The organism is Glutamicibacter sp. NPDC087344 (assembly GCF_044744225.1).
In the GTDB taxonomy this organism is placed as follows: domain Bacteria; phylum Actinomycetota; class Actinomycetes; order Actinomycetales; family Micrococcaceae; genus Glutamicibacter.
Genome location: NZ_JBIUXY010000001.1, coordinates 1 through 14,673, shown reverse-complemented (window position 1 = coordinate 14,673; position 14,673 = coordinate 1). Strand labels below are relative to the sequence as shown.

The 14,673-nt window shown below is 59.3% G+C and carries 17 protein-coding genes, 2 tRNA genes and 1 pseudogene; 9 read left to right on the top strand and 11 right to left on the bottom strand.

Going from position 1 to position 14,673, the window contains the following annotated elements:
* The first annotated feature begins 109 nt into the window (after positions 1 to 109).
* Positions 110 to 373 (top strand): hypothetical protein, encoded by a 264-nt coding sequence (locus tag ACIOWL_RS00100; RefSeq protein ID WP_400380109.1) that lies wholly within the window; start codon positions 110 to 112, stop codon positions 371 to 373.
* Here ACIOWL_RS00100 and ACIOWL_RS00095 read toward each other — a convergent pair.
* Positions 352 to 427, bottom strand: a tRNA-His gene (locus tag ACIOWL_RS00095). The two genes, ACIOWL_RS00100 and ACIOWL_RS00095, sit on opposite strands and share 22 nt — an antisense overlap.
* A gap of 167 nt (positions 428 to 594) precedes the next feature.
* The gene (gene orn / locus ACIOWL_RS00090; RefSeq protein ID WP_400380107.1) at positions 595 to 1,200 is read right to left on the bottom strand and encodes an oligoribonuclease; all 606 of its coding nucleotides are present in this window, start codon (positions 1,198 to 1,200) and stop codon (positions 595 to 597) included.
* A 151-nt stretch (positions 1,201 to 1,351) separates the two neighbouring features.
* Between orn and ACIOWL_RS00085 the strand changes: the two genes are divergently transcribed.
* The 3 genes from ACIOWL_RS00085 to ACIOWL_RS00075 all read left to right on the top strand — a co-directional run bounded on the left by ACIOWL_RS00085 (position 1,352) and on the right by ACIOWL_RS00075 (position 2,259).
* Positions 1,352 to 1,427: transfer RNA gene (locus ACIOWL_RS00085), tRNA-His, on the top strand.
* A 404-nt stretch (positions 1,428 to 1,831) separates the two neighbouring features.
* The gene (locus tag ACIOWL_RS00080) at positions 1,832 to 2,131 is read left to right on the top strand and encodes a DUF4411 family protein (RefSeq protein WP_400380105.1); all 300 of its coding nucleotides are present in this window, start codon (positions 1,832 to 1,834) and stop codon (positions 2,129 to 2,131) included.
* Positions 2,128 to 2,259, top strand: a complete 132-nt coding sequence (locus tag ACIOWL_RS00075) for a DUF4411 family protein (RefSeq protein ID WP_400380103.1) — start codon at positions 2,128 to 2,130, stop codon at positions 2,257 to 2,259. Before ACIOWL_RS00080 ends, ACIOWL_RS00075 begins: the two co-directional genes overlap by 4 nt.
* Before the next feature lie 157 nt (positions 2,260 to 2,416).
* Here ACIOWL_RS00075 and ACIOWL_RS00070 read toward each other — a convergent pair whose 3' ends face one another.
* Positions 2,417 to 3,025, bottom strand: coding sequence for a TetR/AcrR family transcriptional regulator (locus ACIOWL_RS00070; protein WP_400380100.1), 609 nt, complete (start codon positions 3,023 to 3,025; stop codon positions 2,417 to 2,419).
* Positions 3,026 to 3,097: 72 nt separating this feature from the next.
* Between ACIOWL_RS00070 and ACIOWL_RS00065 the strand changes: the two genes are divergently transcribed.
* The 5 genes from ACIOWL_RS00065 (at position 3,098) to ACIOWL_RS00045 (ending at position 9,581) form a co-directional block, all read left to right on the top strand.
* Positions 3,098 to 4,036, top strand: coding sequence for an SDR family oxidoreductase (locus ACIOWL_RS00065; protein WP_400380097.1), 939 nt, complete (start codon positions 3,098 to 3,100; stop codon positions 4,034 to 4,036).
* 24 nt (positions 4,037 to 4,060) lie between these two features.
* A complete protein-coding gene (locus tag ACIOWL_RS00060) occupies positions 4,061 to 4,885 on the top strand; it encodes a hypothetical protein (protein WP_400380094.1) in 825 nt (274 codons plus the stop codon).
* A 172-nt stretch (positions 4,886 to 5,057) separates the two neighbouring features.
* Entirely contained in the window at positions 5,058 to 6,695 is a 1,638-nt protein-coding gene (gene mptB / locus ACIOWL_RS00055; RefSeq protein ID WP_400380091.1) for a polyprenol phosphomannose-dependent alpha 1,6 mannosyltransferase MptB, read from the top strand.
* Between the two features lie 29 nt (positions 6,696 to 6,724).
* Complete coding sequence (gene mptB, locus ACIOWL_RS00050) at positions 6,725 to 8,275, top strand: polyprenol phosphomannose-dependent alpha 1,6 mannosyltransferase MptB (protein ID WP_400380088.1); 1,551 nt, start codon at positions 6,725 to 6,727, stop codon at positions 8,273 to 8,275.
* Positions 8,262 to 9,581 carry a glycosyltransferase family 87 protein gene (locus ACIOWL_RS00045; protein WP_400380085.1) on the top strand — a complete coding sequence of 440 codons (1,320 nt, stop codon included), beginning with the start codon at positions 8,262 to 8,264 and terminating at the stop codon, positions 9,579 to 9,581. Before mptB (ACIOWL_RS00050) ends, ACIOWL_RS00045 begins: the two co-directional genes overlap by 14 nt.
* Positions 9,582 to 9,922: 341 nt before the next feature.
* Here ACIOWL_RS00045 and ACIOWL_RS00040 read toward each other — a convergent pair whose 3' ends face one another.
* From ACIOWL_RS00040 to ACIOWL_RS00005, 8 genes and pseudogenes are all read right to left on the bottom strand, one after another.
* Positions 9,923 to 10,054 (bottom strand): hypothetical protein, encoded by a 132-nt coding sequence (locus ACIOWL_RS00040; RefSeq protein WP_400380083.1) that lies wholly within the window; start codon positions 10,052 to 10,054, stop codon positions 9,923 to 9,925.
* Positions 10,055 to 10,346: 292 nt separating this feature from the next.
* On the bottom strand, positions 10,347 to 10,490 hold the full coding sequence (locus tag ACIOWL_RS00035) for a hypothetical protein (protein WP_400380080.1): 144 nt from the start codon (positions 10,488 to 10,490) through the stop codon (positions 10,347 to 10,349).
* A 199-nt stretch (positions 10,491 to 10,689) separates the two neighbouring features.
* Positions 10,690 to 11,157 carry a hypothetical protein gene (locus ACIOWL_RS00030; protein WP_400380078.1) on the bottom strand — a complete coding sequence of 156 codons (468 nt, stop codon included), beginning with the start codon at positions 11,155 to 11,157 and terminating at the stop codon, positions 10,690 to 10,692.
* 14 nt (positions 11,158 to 11,171) lie between these two features.
* Positions 11,172 to 11,711 carry a hypothetical protein gene (locus tag ACIOWL_RS00025; RefSeq protein WP_400380075.1) on the bottom strand — a complete coding sequence of 180 codons (540 nt, stop codon included), beginning with the start codon at positions 11,709 to 11,711 and terminating at the stop codon, positions 11,172 to 11,174.
* A gap of 46 nt (positions 11,712 to 11,757) precedes the next feature.
* Positions 11,758 to 12,690 carry a RhuM family protein gene (gene rhuM / locus ACIOWL_RS00020; protein ID WP_400380072.1) on the bottom strand — a complete coding sequence of 311 codons (933 nt, stop codon included), beginning with the start codon at positions 12,688 to 12,690 and terminating at the stop codon, positions 11,758 to 11,760.
* Positions 12,691 to 12,801: 111 nt separating this feature from the next.
* Positions 12,802 to 13,410, bottom strand: coding sequence for a hypothetical protein (locus ACIOWL_RS00015; protein ID WP_400380069.1), 609 nt, complete (start codon positions 13,408 to 13,410; stop codon positions 12,802 to 12,804).
* On the bottom strand, positions 13,407 to 13,808 hold the full coding sequence (locus ACIOWL_RS00010; protein ID WP_400380066.1) for a hypothetical protein: 402 nt from the start codon (positions 13,806 to 13,808) through the stop codon (positions 13,407 to 13,409). The genes ACIOWL_RS00015 and ACIOWL_RS00010 overlap by 4 nt, the downstream gene beginning before the upstream one ends.
* Before the next feature lie 472 nt (positions 13,809 to 14,280).
* Positions 14,281 to 14,673, bottom strand: a pseudogene (locus tag ACIOWL_RS00005) (hypothetical protein); the annotation flags it as partial.

Here is a 14,673-nt window from a genome sequence, read left to right as displayed (position 1 = left end):
GCGAGCCTGTCGTATTACCTCTTATTTTAGACGAGGGCCATCGGGGCGGTCAAGCCGCCGTCGCCTTGGCGAAATCAGGGGGATGCTTTCAGCTCATCATGACGATTGCTTGGCATTGCCGGAGAACGTGGCGTTGATCTATGGGCTGTGCGACAACCAGAACCGGCACCTGCGCAACCAGGTGTTCTTCCGCAAGATCTTCATCGACGAAGACCGAACGGTGCGGGTCGCCTACCAAGCGCCGTGCGACGCACTGTGCGATGCCCGTGCACAGGGCAACGCTCTGAATTGGGCCGCCGAGGCAACGAAAAAAGCGAGGTTCAAACCTAAAAGATTTGAACCCCGCCTGCCTGGGGTGAGTAACGGGGTTTGAACCCGCGACCTTCTGGACCACAACCAGACGCTCTACCGACTGAGCTATACCCACCATGTTGGCTTTCTGGCCTAGTCAAAGCACTTTTGCGCTTCAACTTCGCGTTTAGCAACGAGAAATACTATACACACAATTTCGCGCTGTTGACCAATCGAAAGCGCCTCCGGAGGCTGTGTGGTGCATCACTGGCCTCCGGGGCGGCGTCGCTTTTGGTATCGAGGCTACTTCGACTTGATCTGCGCAGCGATTTGCGCGGCTACCGACGAGGTCGGACCGGGGGCCGAAACCATGACTGCCGCACGGTAATAGCGCAACTCGTCGATGGAATCTTGAATATCACCCAGGGCGCGGTGATTGCCATCCTTGGCCGGTGCGGAATAGTAGGCCTTCGGGTACCAGCGCCGGCTGAGTTCCTTGATTGTCGAGACATCGATGATTCGGTAGTGCAGGTGCTCGATCACTTCTGGCATGTCGCGCACCAGGAAGTTTTTGTCGGTTCCGACCGAATTACCGGCGAGCAGCGCCGTATTTGGTTCTGGAGCGTAGGTGCGGATGTACTCCAATACGATGGAGGTTGCTTCGGACATGCTCACCCCGCCATCGAGCTCTTCGAGTAGGCCGCTGTTGATGTGCATGTTGCGGACAAAATCACCCATCTGCTCCAGCGCCTGCGGCTCTGGTTTGATGACAACGGAAACTCCATCACCCAAGATGTTCAGTTCCGAGTCGGTCACGAGGACCGCGACTTCAATCAACGCGTCGTTCTCAAGGCTGAGCCCGGTCATTTCGCAATCGATCCACACAAGTTTTTCTGCAGAAGTAGGCATGAGGTCAAATTTACCGCACGAAAAAACGTCACGCGCGGAGCGTGAATCACCTGATTGGCATTTCCCGAAAGTTTCGGTGTATAGTAATTCTCGTTGCCAAGGACTTTTGTTGAAGCGCATAAGCGATGTGACTAGGTTCTAAGTAAACATGGTGGGTATAGCTCAGTCGGTAGAGCGTCTGGTTGTGGTCCAGAAGGTCGCGGGTTCAAACCCCGTTACTCACCCCAGATAGGCGAGGTTCAAATCTTTTAGGTTTGAACCTCGTTTTTCGTTACTTCGGCGGTTTGGAACTCGTCCTCGTTGTCGAGTATCTTAGTCCGCTGCGCGATCTCAGCTTCTCCCCGCTAGACTACGTCGGTGGCTGATGATCCCGGCGGACCGCTTTGTTCGCCCTCGCCGGCCTTGGTGTTCATGCATTCGCTGAACATTTCCACACGATTCGAACCATCGCAACGCAATGGGACATGTGGCGCATGGTTCCACCGCTCAGGCCCTATCCCATGCGTGGCGCACCCGATGCAGGGACCTTGGAAAGGCTACGTGGGAACGATCGCTCGAGCTCTCGAGGAAGATCGCGTGGTTATGCTCGATGCAGGCTGCTTGGCGAGTGCTACAGGACCGAGGGCCGGTAGTGCGCTACACGCTGGATGCCAACATCCCTGTCAATATGGAGCGCCTCTATCCGAGGGAGTTCTTCGGCTCGTTATGGGATGCAGTTGAAGAGGCCGTAGCCCGGGGCGAAATATGCATGTGCGAGGTCTCTCGCAGGGAATTCGAGCGCGGAGATGACGAGCTCTCGCCTTGGGTTGCGAACGTCCCCAGTTTTGTTTGTCAAACGACGGATATTGAGTTTGCCATTGTCGCCGCCATTTCGATCGCCCACCCGGGTTGGGTTCAAGACCAAAGAAACGCTGGCGATCCGTCGTTGTGACCGAAGAGTCGCGAAAGGGCGCTGGAACCATCGACAAGAACCAGAAGATCCCGAATATCGCCGATGAACATGGTGTCGCCTGTATCAAGTTTTTTGACCTCCTTCGCGCCCAGAGATGGCGGTTTTAACGTGTGTTGGGGCAAATGGAAAAGTTTCCGCAACCTCGTTGTTACGCAGACCCAGCTGACGGTAGTGCACCTGCGCACGGCAGCTCGGTGCCTCCGGGAACTTGAGTGAAGTACCTGTACGGTTGCGATCTCCTTGCGCATCACGCCGCGGCGAAGCTCAAATCCGTCCAAGCCCGCCAGTGAGCAGACCACCCAACACCAGATCGCTGAGCAGTTCGTGATCGTCGGCGTTGTCAGGTCGACCCAGACGCCGGGCGAGCGGCGGCTGGCAATACAGCGAGGTGGGGGCCGTCACCAGAAAATAAAACAGGTACCAGGGCATGGGCCGCACAGTGCCGTCCGCGACCAGCCGGTCAAAAAGCGCCTGGAGCGGCCTATTCAGTGAGGCTAGCTGCTCGATCAGGAAATCCAGCCGATCGGATTCGATCCGCGCCTCGTGATCAACCAAACGGGCGAAGTCCGCGGCGCCGGCAGCCGTTTGATGCAGGGCTCGCACCGTGGCGATGAGCGTTGCCCGGTCATCGCCCTGTTGCGTGAACGCCTGCTCGATCGCTGGTTCGGCAAGCAGCGCCGCGTGCGCAACGGCAGCCTCCCACAATGCCCGTTTGGTCCCGTAGCGGTCGGCCAGGAAGGTGTGCCCGCGCCCCAATTGCGCGCTCAGCGAGCGCATCGACACACCCTCATATCCATGAAGCACAAAGGAATGCAGTACTTGACCCAGGACGTCGACGCCGTCCAAAATTTCACTTTTGCGTGGCCGCCCCATGACCTACCCCTTGTTTAATCCGTCAGGTGCCTGATTATAATGACGATGCCACCATACGACGGGAGAATGCTGATGTCACGTTCCACTGCCCAGATCGAACTTCCCGACCTCGCGCATCGTCGGGCCCTGGTGACGGGCGCCAGCGACGGGATCGGACTCGGTATTGCGACCCGACTCGCCGCCGCGGGCGCCGAGGTCATCATGCCCGTGCGCAATCACGCCAAGGGACAGGCCGCGCGCGCCAAGATCCTGGATGCGGTCCCGGCGGCAACCGTGAGGTTGATGGCCCTGGATTTGTCATCGCTGGAATCCGTGAAGGCTCTGTCTGCTCAGCTGCTCTTGCAGGCGGCTCCGATCCATATCCTTATCAACAACGCCGGGGTGATGACCCCGCCGTCCAGGCAGAGCACCGCCGATGGTTTTGAGCTGCAGTTCGGCACCAACCACCTGGGTCATTTTGCGCTGGTTGGCAGGCTGCTCCCGCTGCTTCGAGCTGGCCGCGCGCGAGTGACATCGCAGGTCAGCGTCGCGGCCAACCAGCATCGGGTGAACTGGGATGATATCAACTGGGAGCGCAGCTACAACGGGCGCCAGGCCTACAGCCAGTCGAAAATCGCTGCTGGCCTGTTCGGGCTGGCCCTGAATTCCCGCAGTGCCGCGCAGGGCTGGGGAATCACCAGCAACCTCTCTCACCCCGGGGTCGCGCCAACCAACCTGCTCGCCGCCCGCCAAGAACTCGGACGGCCCCGCCAGACACCGCTGCGCACCGTCATCCAGGCCTTGTCTGACCGCGGGGTAATTTTCGGTACCGTTGAATCGGCTCAGCTGCCGGCCTTGAAAGCCGCGACCGATCCGGTCTCCAGCGCGGGCAAATTGTTCGGTCCCAGCGGCTTCCGGCACCTCGGAGGCCCTCCGGCGGAACAGCCCGTCTATTCACGGCTGCTTTCGACATCCGACGCGGACCGCATGTGGCAGGTCTCCGAAAAGCTCACCGGGGTGAGCTTCGCCTGAGCGAGCCGAAGCGAGGAGGTACCGGTGAAACCCTCTGGCCCTGAACAGCCGTGGCCCTGGCTGGATGAATGGCCCGTCTTCACGACGCACGGCGAAAAATTTGGCGCGGTCACACGTGTCCCGCCGGGTGCATCGCTTGAGCCGCTCGGGATGCGATTCGCTGTGCTTCTCGGCGCGCTGGCGGTAGCGGTCGGGGTGGCTGCTGCGGCCGGGGGACTGGTGGTGTGCTCGCTGGCCAACGCCGCCGGCCCGAAGTTCTGGTGGTGGCTGGTGCTGGCAATTCCCGCCCTGGGAGCCTCGCTGTTCTTTTTCGCGGGGGTTCACGTGCGCGGCATGGAACTGATCATGCGGGAACGACCTCGCAACCTTTTGACCCTGGCCTCCGTCCTCGGGGGTATCGCGCTTGGCCTGGGTGCCCTGGCCGGTGTGGTGAACCGAGAAGGGTCCATGGTGTTGACCGCCACCGTTATCGCCGCTGCCTGCGCTGCCAACCTGTTGGTTTTTGGGGTGCGTGGTACGCGCCGCGCGCGATCGGATATTGCCCGGATCCTCCGGCTGCGCGCCACCGGCACGGCTCATGACGGGCAGGTTATCTCCCTGCCGGAACCTGGCAGCTGGGACTGCGGCGGCGACGTGTCGATTCGTTATGCCGATGACGCGGGGGTCCGGTTCGTGCGTATCCGGCTTAATACCTATGCGCACGAAATTCCGCGGCGCGGGACCCGGGTGGTGGTGTTCACCGATGGCCGCGGCGACCTGCTGGTAGAGCTGGACCCGCGTTATCCGGTTGAATACCATCGCGATTACCGGGCTTATGAAACGGATACCAGTGGTGGCGGCAGCATGTAGGATCGCTCACATTAAAATATCTTGTTGATGTGATTCGGTTCGCATGCGGGCTGTCGCCAAGGGTCTATGCAGGCCTGCATGCTAGAGTTTTACGTTGATTCTTTGATAATTCTGGGCGCTTGTTGCCCGGCCGTGGGAGAAGTTTGCAGCGGGTCCGTTTTCGGCTGTTGACGTGCGCAAAGTACACGCGGCACAGCGCCGCCCCGAGCGGTTCGAGGACGGCGAAAGGGAAAAGATGGCGCCAAATAGACCCAAGGGCTCCGACACGCGTCCTGTGCCGGATGGCGCTTCGAGGGCCACCGCACGTTTCACCGTGGACCCACTGTGGCAGGGCCTGATCGGCTCACTGATGATCACCCTGGGTTCCTTTGGCGTCGGTTGGTTGGCCAGCGTCTCGCCCATGAACCGCAACTCCCTGTTGATCGCGATCCGCACCGAATACTCCGGGGTGATCGCCTCCACCGTGGTGCTCACCCTTGGATGTTGGATCCTCTTTCGCGCCTGGTTGCGTTTCGGGCAGGAACACGCCGGCTGGGGTGCAGGATCCCTGAAAGCGGTCAAGCGGGCCGTATGGGTCTGGTCCGCCCCAATGCTGCTGGCACTGCCAATTTTTTCCCGCGATGTTTTCGCCTACATCGGCCAGGGCCGCCTGGTAGACGCAGGGCAGGACCCCTACGTCACCGGGATCTCCTCGCTGAACAATTGGTTCCAGCTAGGCACCGACATCACCTGGGCCCAGGACGAGACCCCCTATGGTCCGCTGTTTCTGCTGCTGGAATACTGGGTATTCCGCGCCGTCGGTTTCAGTCCGGACCTTTCGGTGCTGCTCTTCCGGCTGATTGCCTTTGCCGGGGTGATCCTCTGCCTGATCTACGTTCCCAAGCTCGCGGCCCTGCATCATGTTTCCGGGGCGAAGGCCGCCTGGATCACCGTGGCCAACCCGCTTTTTCTGATCAGTTTTGTCGCTTCGGCACACAACGACGCCGTGATGGTGGGGCTTGCCGTGGCCGCGACCTACTACGCCGCCACCCAGCGGGGGATCTTAGCGGTGGTGCTGATGACCGCGTCGATCGGCATCAAGCCGATCACCATGGTATTGCTCCCGTTTATCGGCTTGCTCTGGGCCGGAACCAACGCCAACTGGCCCCGTAAACTCCTGTACTGGTGCTACACCCTGGCCCTGTTTGCGGCGATCATGCTAGCGGTCGGTATCGCCAACGGCTACGGGGTCGGCTGGCTTAAGGTCATGCTGGGTACCGGTACCGGTTCAGTGCTGTTCGCGCCGGTCGGCGCCTTGAACGCATTGCTTTCCGGAATTTTTGACGCCTTTTCACTGCCCACCAACTGGATCCTTCCGGTGCTGAAGATCGGCGGGCGGCTGCTTTCGGTGGTGCTGGTGCTTGTGCTGATTTTTAAGGGCAAACCGTCGCACCTGGTGCAGCGAATGGCGTTTGCTTTCACCGCATTGGTGGTGCTCTCGCCGATTGTCCAGCCGTGGTATCTGTTGTGGCTGTTGCCGTTCTTCGCTGTTACCGGTATCCGAGATGACTGGCAGATCGTTTGGGTTTATTTCACGACCGCGTTTTTCATCGCCTTTGGCGCCGCCGATCAGCTCTTCATCTGGCAGTTCCTGGGAGATCTTGACCCGTGGGTTAAGCACCTGTCCACCGGAATTTCCTGGGCCGTGATGTTTTATTTGGCCTATCTGGATCCACGAACCCGCACGCTGTTCACCGGTCTGGTGCCCTCCAAACAGTGGCTTCGGGTTTTCCGGTCCGGCCCGAAAAAGGATGAGGTAGCGCCATCGTAGCCCCGATCCATCCTGACGACCGGCAAGCCATGGCGAAACAGCCTGCCGGGATGACCGACTCCAAGGGGCCGATCCTTCAGGGGCTGCTAGCCTCGGCGATGGTCACCTGTGGCTCCTGGGGAGTGGGCTGGCTTCCCTACGCCCAAGAATCGGTGCTCGCCCGTTCTCCACTGGTGCTCCCGCTGCGGGCCGAGACCCTGGGCGTCATCATCTGCACCCTGCTGCTTGCCGTGGGCACCGTATTGCTGTTCCGCGCGTGGTTGCGGCTGCGTCAAACAACCAAGAACCTCGGGGAGCAAGCACTTGGACTGATGCGCAGGGCCGCCTGGACCTGGTCCGCGCCAATGGTGTTTTCCTTCCCGATTCTGTCTCAGGATGTGTATTCATACCTGAGTCAGGGGCGGCTGATGCACTCCGGACTTTCACCCTATGAGAACTGGGTTTCTCAGCTTCCAGGCTGGTTCGCCCAGGGTGCCGACTCGTTATGGGCAGAATCCTCCTCACCCTATGGGCCGCTGTTTCTGGTCTACGCACGCATGGCCTACTACGTTTCCGGGGGAGTTCCCGAATACGGTGTGATCATGATGCGCCTGGTTGCGGTGGCAGGGGTTGCTCTGTGTGTTTACTCAATCCCTCGGCTGGCTCAGCGGCTGGGCGGCGACCCCACTTGGACGTTATGGGTCTCGGTGGTCAACCCGTTATTCCTGATGAACATGGTTGGCGGTGTGCACAACGACGGCCTGATGCTCGGCGGGGTGTTGCTCGCCTTTTTGCTGGTGTATCGCAACCGCCGGGTGCTGGGGATCGTAGTTATGGCACTGTCCATTGCGATCAAACCGGTCATGCTGTTGACACTGCCGTTTTTGGGATTGGCGATGCTTCCCGCCGACGCCAGGCTTCGCGCAAGGGTTCGTGTGTGGTTGTGGATCAGCGTGCTGACCGTCGCCATTCTTGCAGTGCTGGGTGCCGTCACCGGTCTGTGGTTCGGATGGATCGCAGGGATGGCCAGTTCGGGTGACGCGGCGTTCCCCTACGCCCCGGTGGGCCTTTTGGGGCTGCTGATCGGATGGGTCGGTTCGCTGTTCGGGGCCAGCATTAGTTCCGTGTCCGGCGTGGTGTACACCATCTTCAAGATCCTCAGCATGGCGATCATCGCCTGGCTGGCGTTGCGCAAACCCGCTGGACACCCTCTGCTCTACTCGGGTTATGCATTGGCTGCCAGTGTGCTTCTCGCGCCGATTATTCAGCCGTGGTACATCCTGTGGCTGATCCCGTTTTTCGCGCTCGGACGAAAATTCTCCGTGGGGCAAGAACGTCTGCTGTATGTGATGTGCTTGATCTTGGCGATTGCAGGAGTGGTCGACCAGCTTTCGGTGGCGCAGTGGTTCTCACTGTTGTGGATGCGGATCTTCGCCGCCCTCGTTGGGCTGCTGTGTGTTGCCTATATGGTGTTTATCGATCCAAAAACCGCGCCGCTCTTCGGCCATCTTGGTCGTCGGCTCAGTCCGCGGACCCGCAAACTTTTACGTATTCCCAACCCAGAAGAAACGAGGCAACAGGACCGTGATGCAACCGGTTAAGACCCTGTTCAATGCCCGCGAGGCGACGCGTCCGGTGATCCTATGGCTACTGGTTCTGACTGCGTTAGGTGCGGTCATTGCGGTACTGACCAAACAATGGTGCCGCGTGAATGCTTGGCCTGCGGCCGAGCAACACCTGCATATGTGTTATTCGGACTTCACCCAGCTTTTTGGCACCCGTGGGATGGCCGACAAACTATTCCCGTACTTCACCGGACTTCCAGCCGAACAGGCCTTGGAATACCCGGTGCTGTTGGCGGTTGTTGCGGGTGTTACCGCGATGATGATCCCCGGAATGGGGTTCTCTGCCGAGCGGCAGCTGGCATACTTTGACCTGAATTCCGCTCTGTCCTTCATCTGTTGGGCGGTGGTGGTTGTGGCCGTTGCGTACGCTGCACGCCATCGCAGCCGCGACGCGATCATGGTCGCGCTAGCTCCGGGAATTATCCTGACCAGCCAGCTCAACTGGGACCTTTGGGCGGTCATGCTCGCCACGCTCGGCCTGCTGGCCTTTTCCCGCAAGCACATTGTGTTGGCCGGCGTGCTGCTGGGGCTCGGCGCCGCGGCAAAACTGTACCCGTTTTTCATTTTCGGCGCGATCTTGGTGCTGTGTCTGCGCTCCGGACGCATGCGTCATTTCTGGGTATCCTTGGCGTCCGGCGTAGTCGCATGGCTGGCGGTCAATGTGCCATTCATGCTGACCGCTTTTGATGAGTGGAGCCGTTTTTACACCTTTTCGGGTGACCGTCCAGCCGGCAACTCCTCGTTGTGGTTGGCCTTCGCCGGCACCGGGATGTCCGGTTCAACGATGTCGCTGCTGTCTAACGGGCTGTTCGGGCTTGCCTGCCTCGGCATTGCCTATCTGGGGCTCACCGCGCAGCGCCGTCCTCGAATGGCGCAGCTTGCATTCCTGATCGTTGCGGCGTTTTTGCTCTTGGGCAAGGTCTATTCTCCGCAATTTGTCATGTGGCTGATTCCGCTGTACGTTTTGGCGCGCCCGAAGTGGCGAGAATTCCTGATCTGGCAGCTCGTAGAGGTTTTCCACTGGGCCGTGGTTTGGTTGTGGAGCGCCAAAGCAGTTTCCGATGGTGGTTACTTCGGTGGCAGCTGGACCATCGAGATCCTTTACGGTCTGGGTATCGTCGCGCACATGGTGATGTTGATTTACATCTGCATCAAGATCATTGGAGATATTCGAAAACCCGAAAGGGATGTGATTCGTGCCGATGGCACAGATGACCCGTTGGCCGGACCGATAGAGAATACCGAAGATGTTTTTGTCCTAGGCGCAGCGAAGAATCGCTAAACCGCAAGCACACATACTGGATGCCGCCGATTTTCCTGTTGAAAGGGAATGTCGGCGGTTTCTTGTATTCGGGGGCAGCGGTGAGTTAGTCTTCTGGGTCCGGGTGAGGATCGATAAACACTTCACGGACCAGTTTTCTCCCGCGGACCCACTTCGAGCGAGCTAGCAACTCCGGGAATTTCCGGTGCCGGTACCCGGTCACCGGTGGAGCGACCGATTGATAGTACGTCCCGGTGCCGGGGTTGATCCTGATGGTGTGCAGGGGGAAGCATTCTTCGATGGGCACTTCGATCCAGTTCGGGGATTCTTTGGCCTTGTTACACAGGCTGCATTGTGCAACGTCAGTCCGGGGCCGCCAGCGAGCCCTCCAAGTGCTCAATCTTGTAGTAGGCCTCTTCGATTTTTTCGATCACCGCTTCAGTCCCGGGTTCTCCGAGATGAGTGTTGATCGCAGGCAGTTGTTCAGTGCTCATGATTCTCCTTAGGGTCGCTCTGCATGTGCGCGGCGAATCCAAGGCTGTCGTCTTGGCTAACTAGCTACCGTCTTTAATCCACATCGGACTGAACTCCATCACCCACAAGTCCCAGGCGAGCAAGCGCTCGTTGAGATCTGCGAGCACCCAGTGGTGGTCGGTAGTCCCAATTGGGATATGTACCGCATTCCTGTGGCTGAATCTGACAATGCGTTGTCCATGGAATGCGAAGTCCGCGGTGCCGAACCGGTCCCAGGCCATCTTCGCATCGTCGAGACGTGAATGCCTGCCCTCATAAACCCAGCGACCTCCACTCGCGCAAGGTGATGGCACCGTCAGCACAGTCCGCTGGAACCGGCGGTTCCTGCACCTGGTTGAGCAGGGCGATGACGTCCGCGGCCATTCTGGGGAAAGTCGCTAGTTGGGCATCGTTCACGGATGGAGCCTGGCCACACTGATCCAGCACCGGCCCGCCTGACCCGTGAATAGAGCGATATGGGGCAACGGCGTAGGCAGGGCAAGCCTGCCTCCGGTATGGTCGACAGATTCTTTCGACCTCGAAAATTGAGAGAATCTACCGGCAAAGGTGCCTCGGATTGCAAAAATCCGAGGCACCTTTGCCGTGATGCTAATTGCTAGGCGACAGTAGGAGCCGCCACAGTTTCAGCTCTGCTGTGCTTGTTATTTCTTATCAGTCCCACCAGGAAATACAACACCATGAAAGGTAGGGCCCATAGCCATTGTGTCCAAACAACAAAAGCTCCGGGGTCGGAAACGACGGCGGGCTGGCTGCCGAGCGAATTCAACAGTGGGTAGAGTACGCCCCCAAGCAGGGGAGCGATAGCCCATGAAATGAGTGACGCTATGAACCACCATCGTGCTCTCCATCGTGAACTCGGATGGATAAGAAGTGCCACGTGGCTCAGAAGTAACATCACAAGCACGACCGGCAATCCGCTGAAGAAGAGCATGTAGCCTAGGAATCCGATCGTGTTTATCGCAAATGATATGAAGAAAACAAAGAAAAGTACCGCGAATCCCGCCAAGTTGTCAGTAAGCAAGGTCCGCCAGCCTATGCGATTCGTTGCTGTTTGCGTCTCCATGACTCTGTTTCTCCTCAACCGCAACGGCCTGTGTACATGATTTTATCGTCAAACTTGATGTTTGTCGCGAATTGATACCACATCAACTTGGCCCCAGCGATATAGGCTGGATGCGTCATTCCAGCCGGTCGATCTTTAGCGATCGAAGCGACGATGTACAGCTTGTTTTCACCTTTGTGCAGTGATTTGACAAAAGTGAATTTTATCCAAGACCCTGCGCCATCGATGTGGTTTTTCGTTGAATTGAACCGAAATCCCCACCATTGTTCGCTACCATCACTGCCGGAGAACTGTGAAAGAAACGTGCAGTTGAAATTGCGAGTCGCTGTCGTGAGGGGAAGGAATTGACCTACTTTTGGAAAGTTTGCAGGCCGCCCACTCACAGGGAAGGACTTGAAACCATTTGAGGCTTTGAGACGCTTGGCTACAGCTGTTGGTGTGTCTTTCTTGTACAAGCCATATGAAAGCGTGTAGCTCCAATTGGGATGCATGAATTCGGTGGCATGGGCGAGCATCAGCTGGTCGCTGATGCTGCTGGTCAGGTTCTGAGGCATGAGTTCTCCTTGGATTGTAGAACTCATGTGTGCGGGCAAGGCTGGCTCAGCTGCCGGCTTCCAGCATTTTGATGATTAAGGAGACCATGAGGTCTTTTTCTCTCGGGTCGCTAGCGGCTACCAGCAAGGTCAGTGCGGCCAAACCGCTGTTGGTTACCCTGGGGTTTCCGTTCTCTTCATTCAGCAGGCCGTTGCGCGCCAGGAAGGTGACGAAAAGTGCGGCAGCGCTGCGCTTGTTACCGTCGGCCAGCGGGTGATCCTTGATCACGAAGTACAGCAGGTGCGCTGCTTTCTCCTCGGTTGTCGGGTAGACATCCTGTCCGCCGAAGCTCTGGTACACCGCCGCGACGATTCCCTCCAGGGCATCTCCTCGTTCTCGCCCAGCCAACGTATCGGCGGGGAACTCGGCTGCGACCGTGGCGATGATGTTTCGCGCCTCAACTAAGGTCAGCTCCCATGTGGGAACTGCTTCCGGGGAGATGTCGACCCGGCCTTCGTCGTAATCGTGCAGCAGGACCAGGCCAGGCAGGTAGGCGCTAACGACTTCGGCAATCCCTGACGCCAGCTGATCCGAGGACCGGGACAGGACGGAAACTACCTTGCCCAGCTCAGCCAGTCGGCTCTCATTGATGACTGCACCTTGGACGAGGTACCGCTTGAGGACATCGTTGGCCCACCTGCGGAAGTGCACACCTTCTGCAGATTTCACACGGTAGCCCACCGAGATAATCAGGTCGAGGTTGTAGTGCTGCACCCGGTAGGTTTTCCCATCCGCGGCAGTTGTCGCAAATTTTGCGACAACTGAAATTCCGTCCAACTCCTCCCTCTGGGCGTTGGCGATGTGCTTGCCGATGGTCTTCACATCGCGGCCGAACAGCGTAGCCAGCTGCTGGCGGGTCAGCCAGACGGTGTCGTCATCGGAGCGCACGTTCAGCACGACGTCTCCGGACGCGGATTCGTACAGCTCTACCTTGTTCAATGGATCCTCATTCCCAAATTCAGCACCTGTCCCCATCTTATGTGGGGTGTCCGAGGTACATGTAAGCTGTCCCGCTGGTGTAGCAGCGACACGGCGGTGACAGGTGTTCGCTCACGCGGCCACGTCCATGGTGTGCTGGCGGTGTATGCTGCACGGCGCAGGGGTTCCGCACATGGTGCAGCAGTAGGTTCGCTTGCGGTCCAGCCAGATCGTGGGCACCGAACGGTGCAGCGGTTCACGCTGGGCAGTCTTGGCCGCGGCGGACATCAGCGAGATGGTGAAGTCCAAGGGGGGCCGGCTCCGGGGTGAGGCGGGGCGCCTTGAGCTTGGCACGCAGTCGGTCCCCGGACTGGACGAGCAACCCCACCCCTCCGGCAGCTCTCCGGGCTTGACGATGGACGCATCTGGAACTACCAGATACCAGTGGTGCATGTAGCGCTTGATGGCCTCGGACTTATCCAGGTCCCGCAGTTCGGTGAGCCAGTCGGCGCGGCTAACCTTCACCTCGTGGCCGATCAGTGCGAGCGTTGAGCCGTACGGGATTCCTGGCCGCTTGTCGGCCGCTACGAAGTCGGCGGTGCGCTGCCCGACGGAGTAGCCCAGGCCCGATTTCACATGCTCGGCACGCACCCACCGGTCTGTGAGCGTGCCGATGCGGAAGTCGGTGTACCTGTCCAGCAGCAAGTTGAGCATGCTGCGTTCGGTAGGCTTTCCAGTCATTGCTTCTTGCTCTGTAGCTCGCGGAAGGCTTTGGTGCGCTTGGTGGCCGCCACCTGGGAGTCCGACCACATTCCGGGACCGTCCTCAGTGGGGGAGTGCTTGGCCTCTCCAAGCAGGAGGAGCCGCTCAGCGCTCCATCCTTCGGCGAACAGTTCGTCAGCGGTGCGGAAGCCATCGCCTAGGAACGCGGTGGCGATTCGCCCCTCCTGCGTGGGGCGGGCATCCCAAATGGAAAGGATGATCCGGTTCACCAGACGGCCGCGGCTGTCGGGAGTGGGTACCAGCGCCCCGACGGTCAGATTGGATTTCAGGTCAATGACGAAGCGTCCACGGGGACGGTTCTGAGTTTCGAACGTGGCATAGCCTTTGCTGCGGCCGAAGAAAGGCAGGCTGCTCATGGGGTCTCCGTGTTCTTGTAGGGGGTGATGGTGTCGGGGTCGACTGGCCGATCGCGCGAAGCGGACTGCTCGCCTTTGCAGAAGCCTGCATGCCATGCAGCAGCCAGCTTGGCGTCCGTAAGGCCGTGCTCGGCCCCAGGGTTCAGGTTAGGCTCCGGGGGCGCCGGTGTCCTCGCCGGGAGCACAGACGAATGGGCGTCGAGCGCCGCCTTGGCATAGCCGCGCCAGCGCTGCTTGGCATCGTTATTCCAGTGATCCCAAAGAACACAGCCAGCGCTCTCAGCTATGGCCCGCGCAGCTGCATCCAGCGCATACTCGTCGTATGGGGCCACACCTGCATGGACGGCAGGCTCAAGGTGCGCAGATGCTTGGGTCTCGGTGTCGCGCTCGAGCCTCCATGCCAGTCGGGCGCGGTGGACGCAGCGGTGGAAGCCGGCGTTGAATGCTTTTGATATTGCGTTTGACGGGCGTCTTAGCGCTCGGATGTAAGTTGTAGTTTAGAAATAGTTACACCGTTATCTTGACAGTCCCCTTCGACCAGTTGGTCGCAGTAGGGGGTGCGGCAGTGCTTGTCGCGGATCTTGATGAACTCCCGTAGGGATTTGGGGAAGATCCGGGCTTTGGAGTCCATGGCGATCAGTTCGGTGTCCCCGGGGGCGGTGTAGAGTCGTTGGATTTCGGGGAAGGACTCGATGCGGCGGGCGAGGTCGTCGTGGTCCTTGGACTGCGTGGCCGATGAACAGGTCTGCTTCGAGTGGGCGAGGGTGCGCGGGTCGCCGTGTTGGCGGAGTTTGCGGGCTCTTTTGCGCAGGCTTTGTTGCAGGGCGATGCCGGTGGCCAGGGGGAGTTTGCCGCTGATGTTCAC

Excerpts from the sequence above, each read along its gene's own strand:
- orn (WP_400380107.1), bottom strand. The coding sequence starts at position 1,200 with ATGCCTACTTCTGCAGAAAAACTTGTGTGGATCGATTGCGAAATGACC.
- ACIOWL_RS00070 (WP_400380100.1), bottom strand. The coding sequence starts at position 3,025 with ATGGGGCGGCCACGCAAAAGTGAAATTTTGGACGGCGTCGACGTCCTG.
- ACIOWL_RS00065 (WP_400380097.1), top strand. The coding sequence starts at position 3,098 with ATGTCACGTTCCACTGCCCAGATCGAACTTCCCGACCTCGCGCATCGT.
- mptB (WP_400380088.1), top strand. The coding sequence starts at position 6,725 with ATGGCGAAACAGCCTGCCGGGATGACCGACTCCAAGGGGCCGATCCTT.
- ACIOWL_RS00045 (WP_400380085.1), top strand. The coding sequence starts at position 8,262 with ATGCAACCGGTTAAGACCCTGTTCAATGCCCGCGAGGCGACGCGTCCG.
- ACIOWL_RS00040 (WP_400380083.1), bottom strand. The coding sequence starts at position 10,054 with ATGAGCACTGAACAACTGCCTGCGATCAACACTCATCTCGGAGAACCC.
- ACIOWL_RS00030 (WP_400380078.1), bottom strand. The coding sequence starts at position 11,157 with ATGGAGACGCAAACAGCAACGAATCGCATAGGCTGGCGGACCTTGCTT.
- ACIOWL_RS00025 (WP_400380075.1), bottom strand. The coding sequence starts at position 11,711 with ATGCCTCAGAACCTGACCAGCAGCATCAGCGACCAGCTGATGCTCGCC.
- ACIOWL_RS00015 (WP_400380069.1), bottom strand. The coding sequence starts at position 13,410 with ATGACTGGAAAGCCTACCGAACGCAGCATGCTCAACTTGCTGCTGGAC.
- ACIOWL_RS00010 (WP_400380066.1), bottom strand. The coding sequence starts at position 13,808 with ATGAGCAGCCTGCCTTTCTTCGGCCGCAGCAAAGGCTATGCCACGTTC.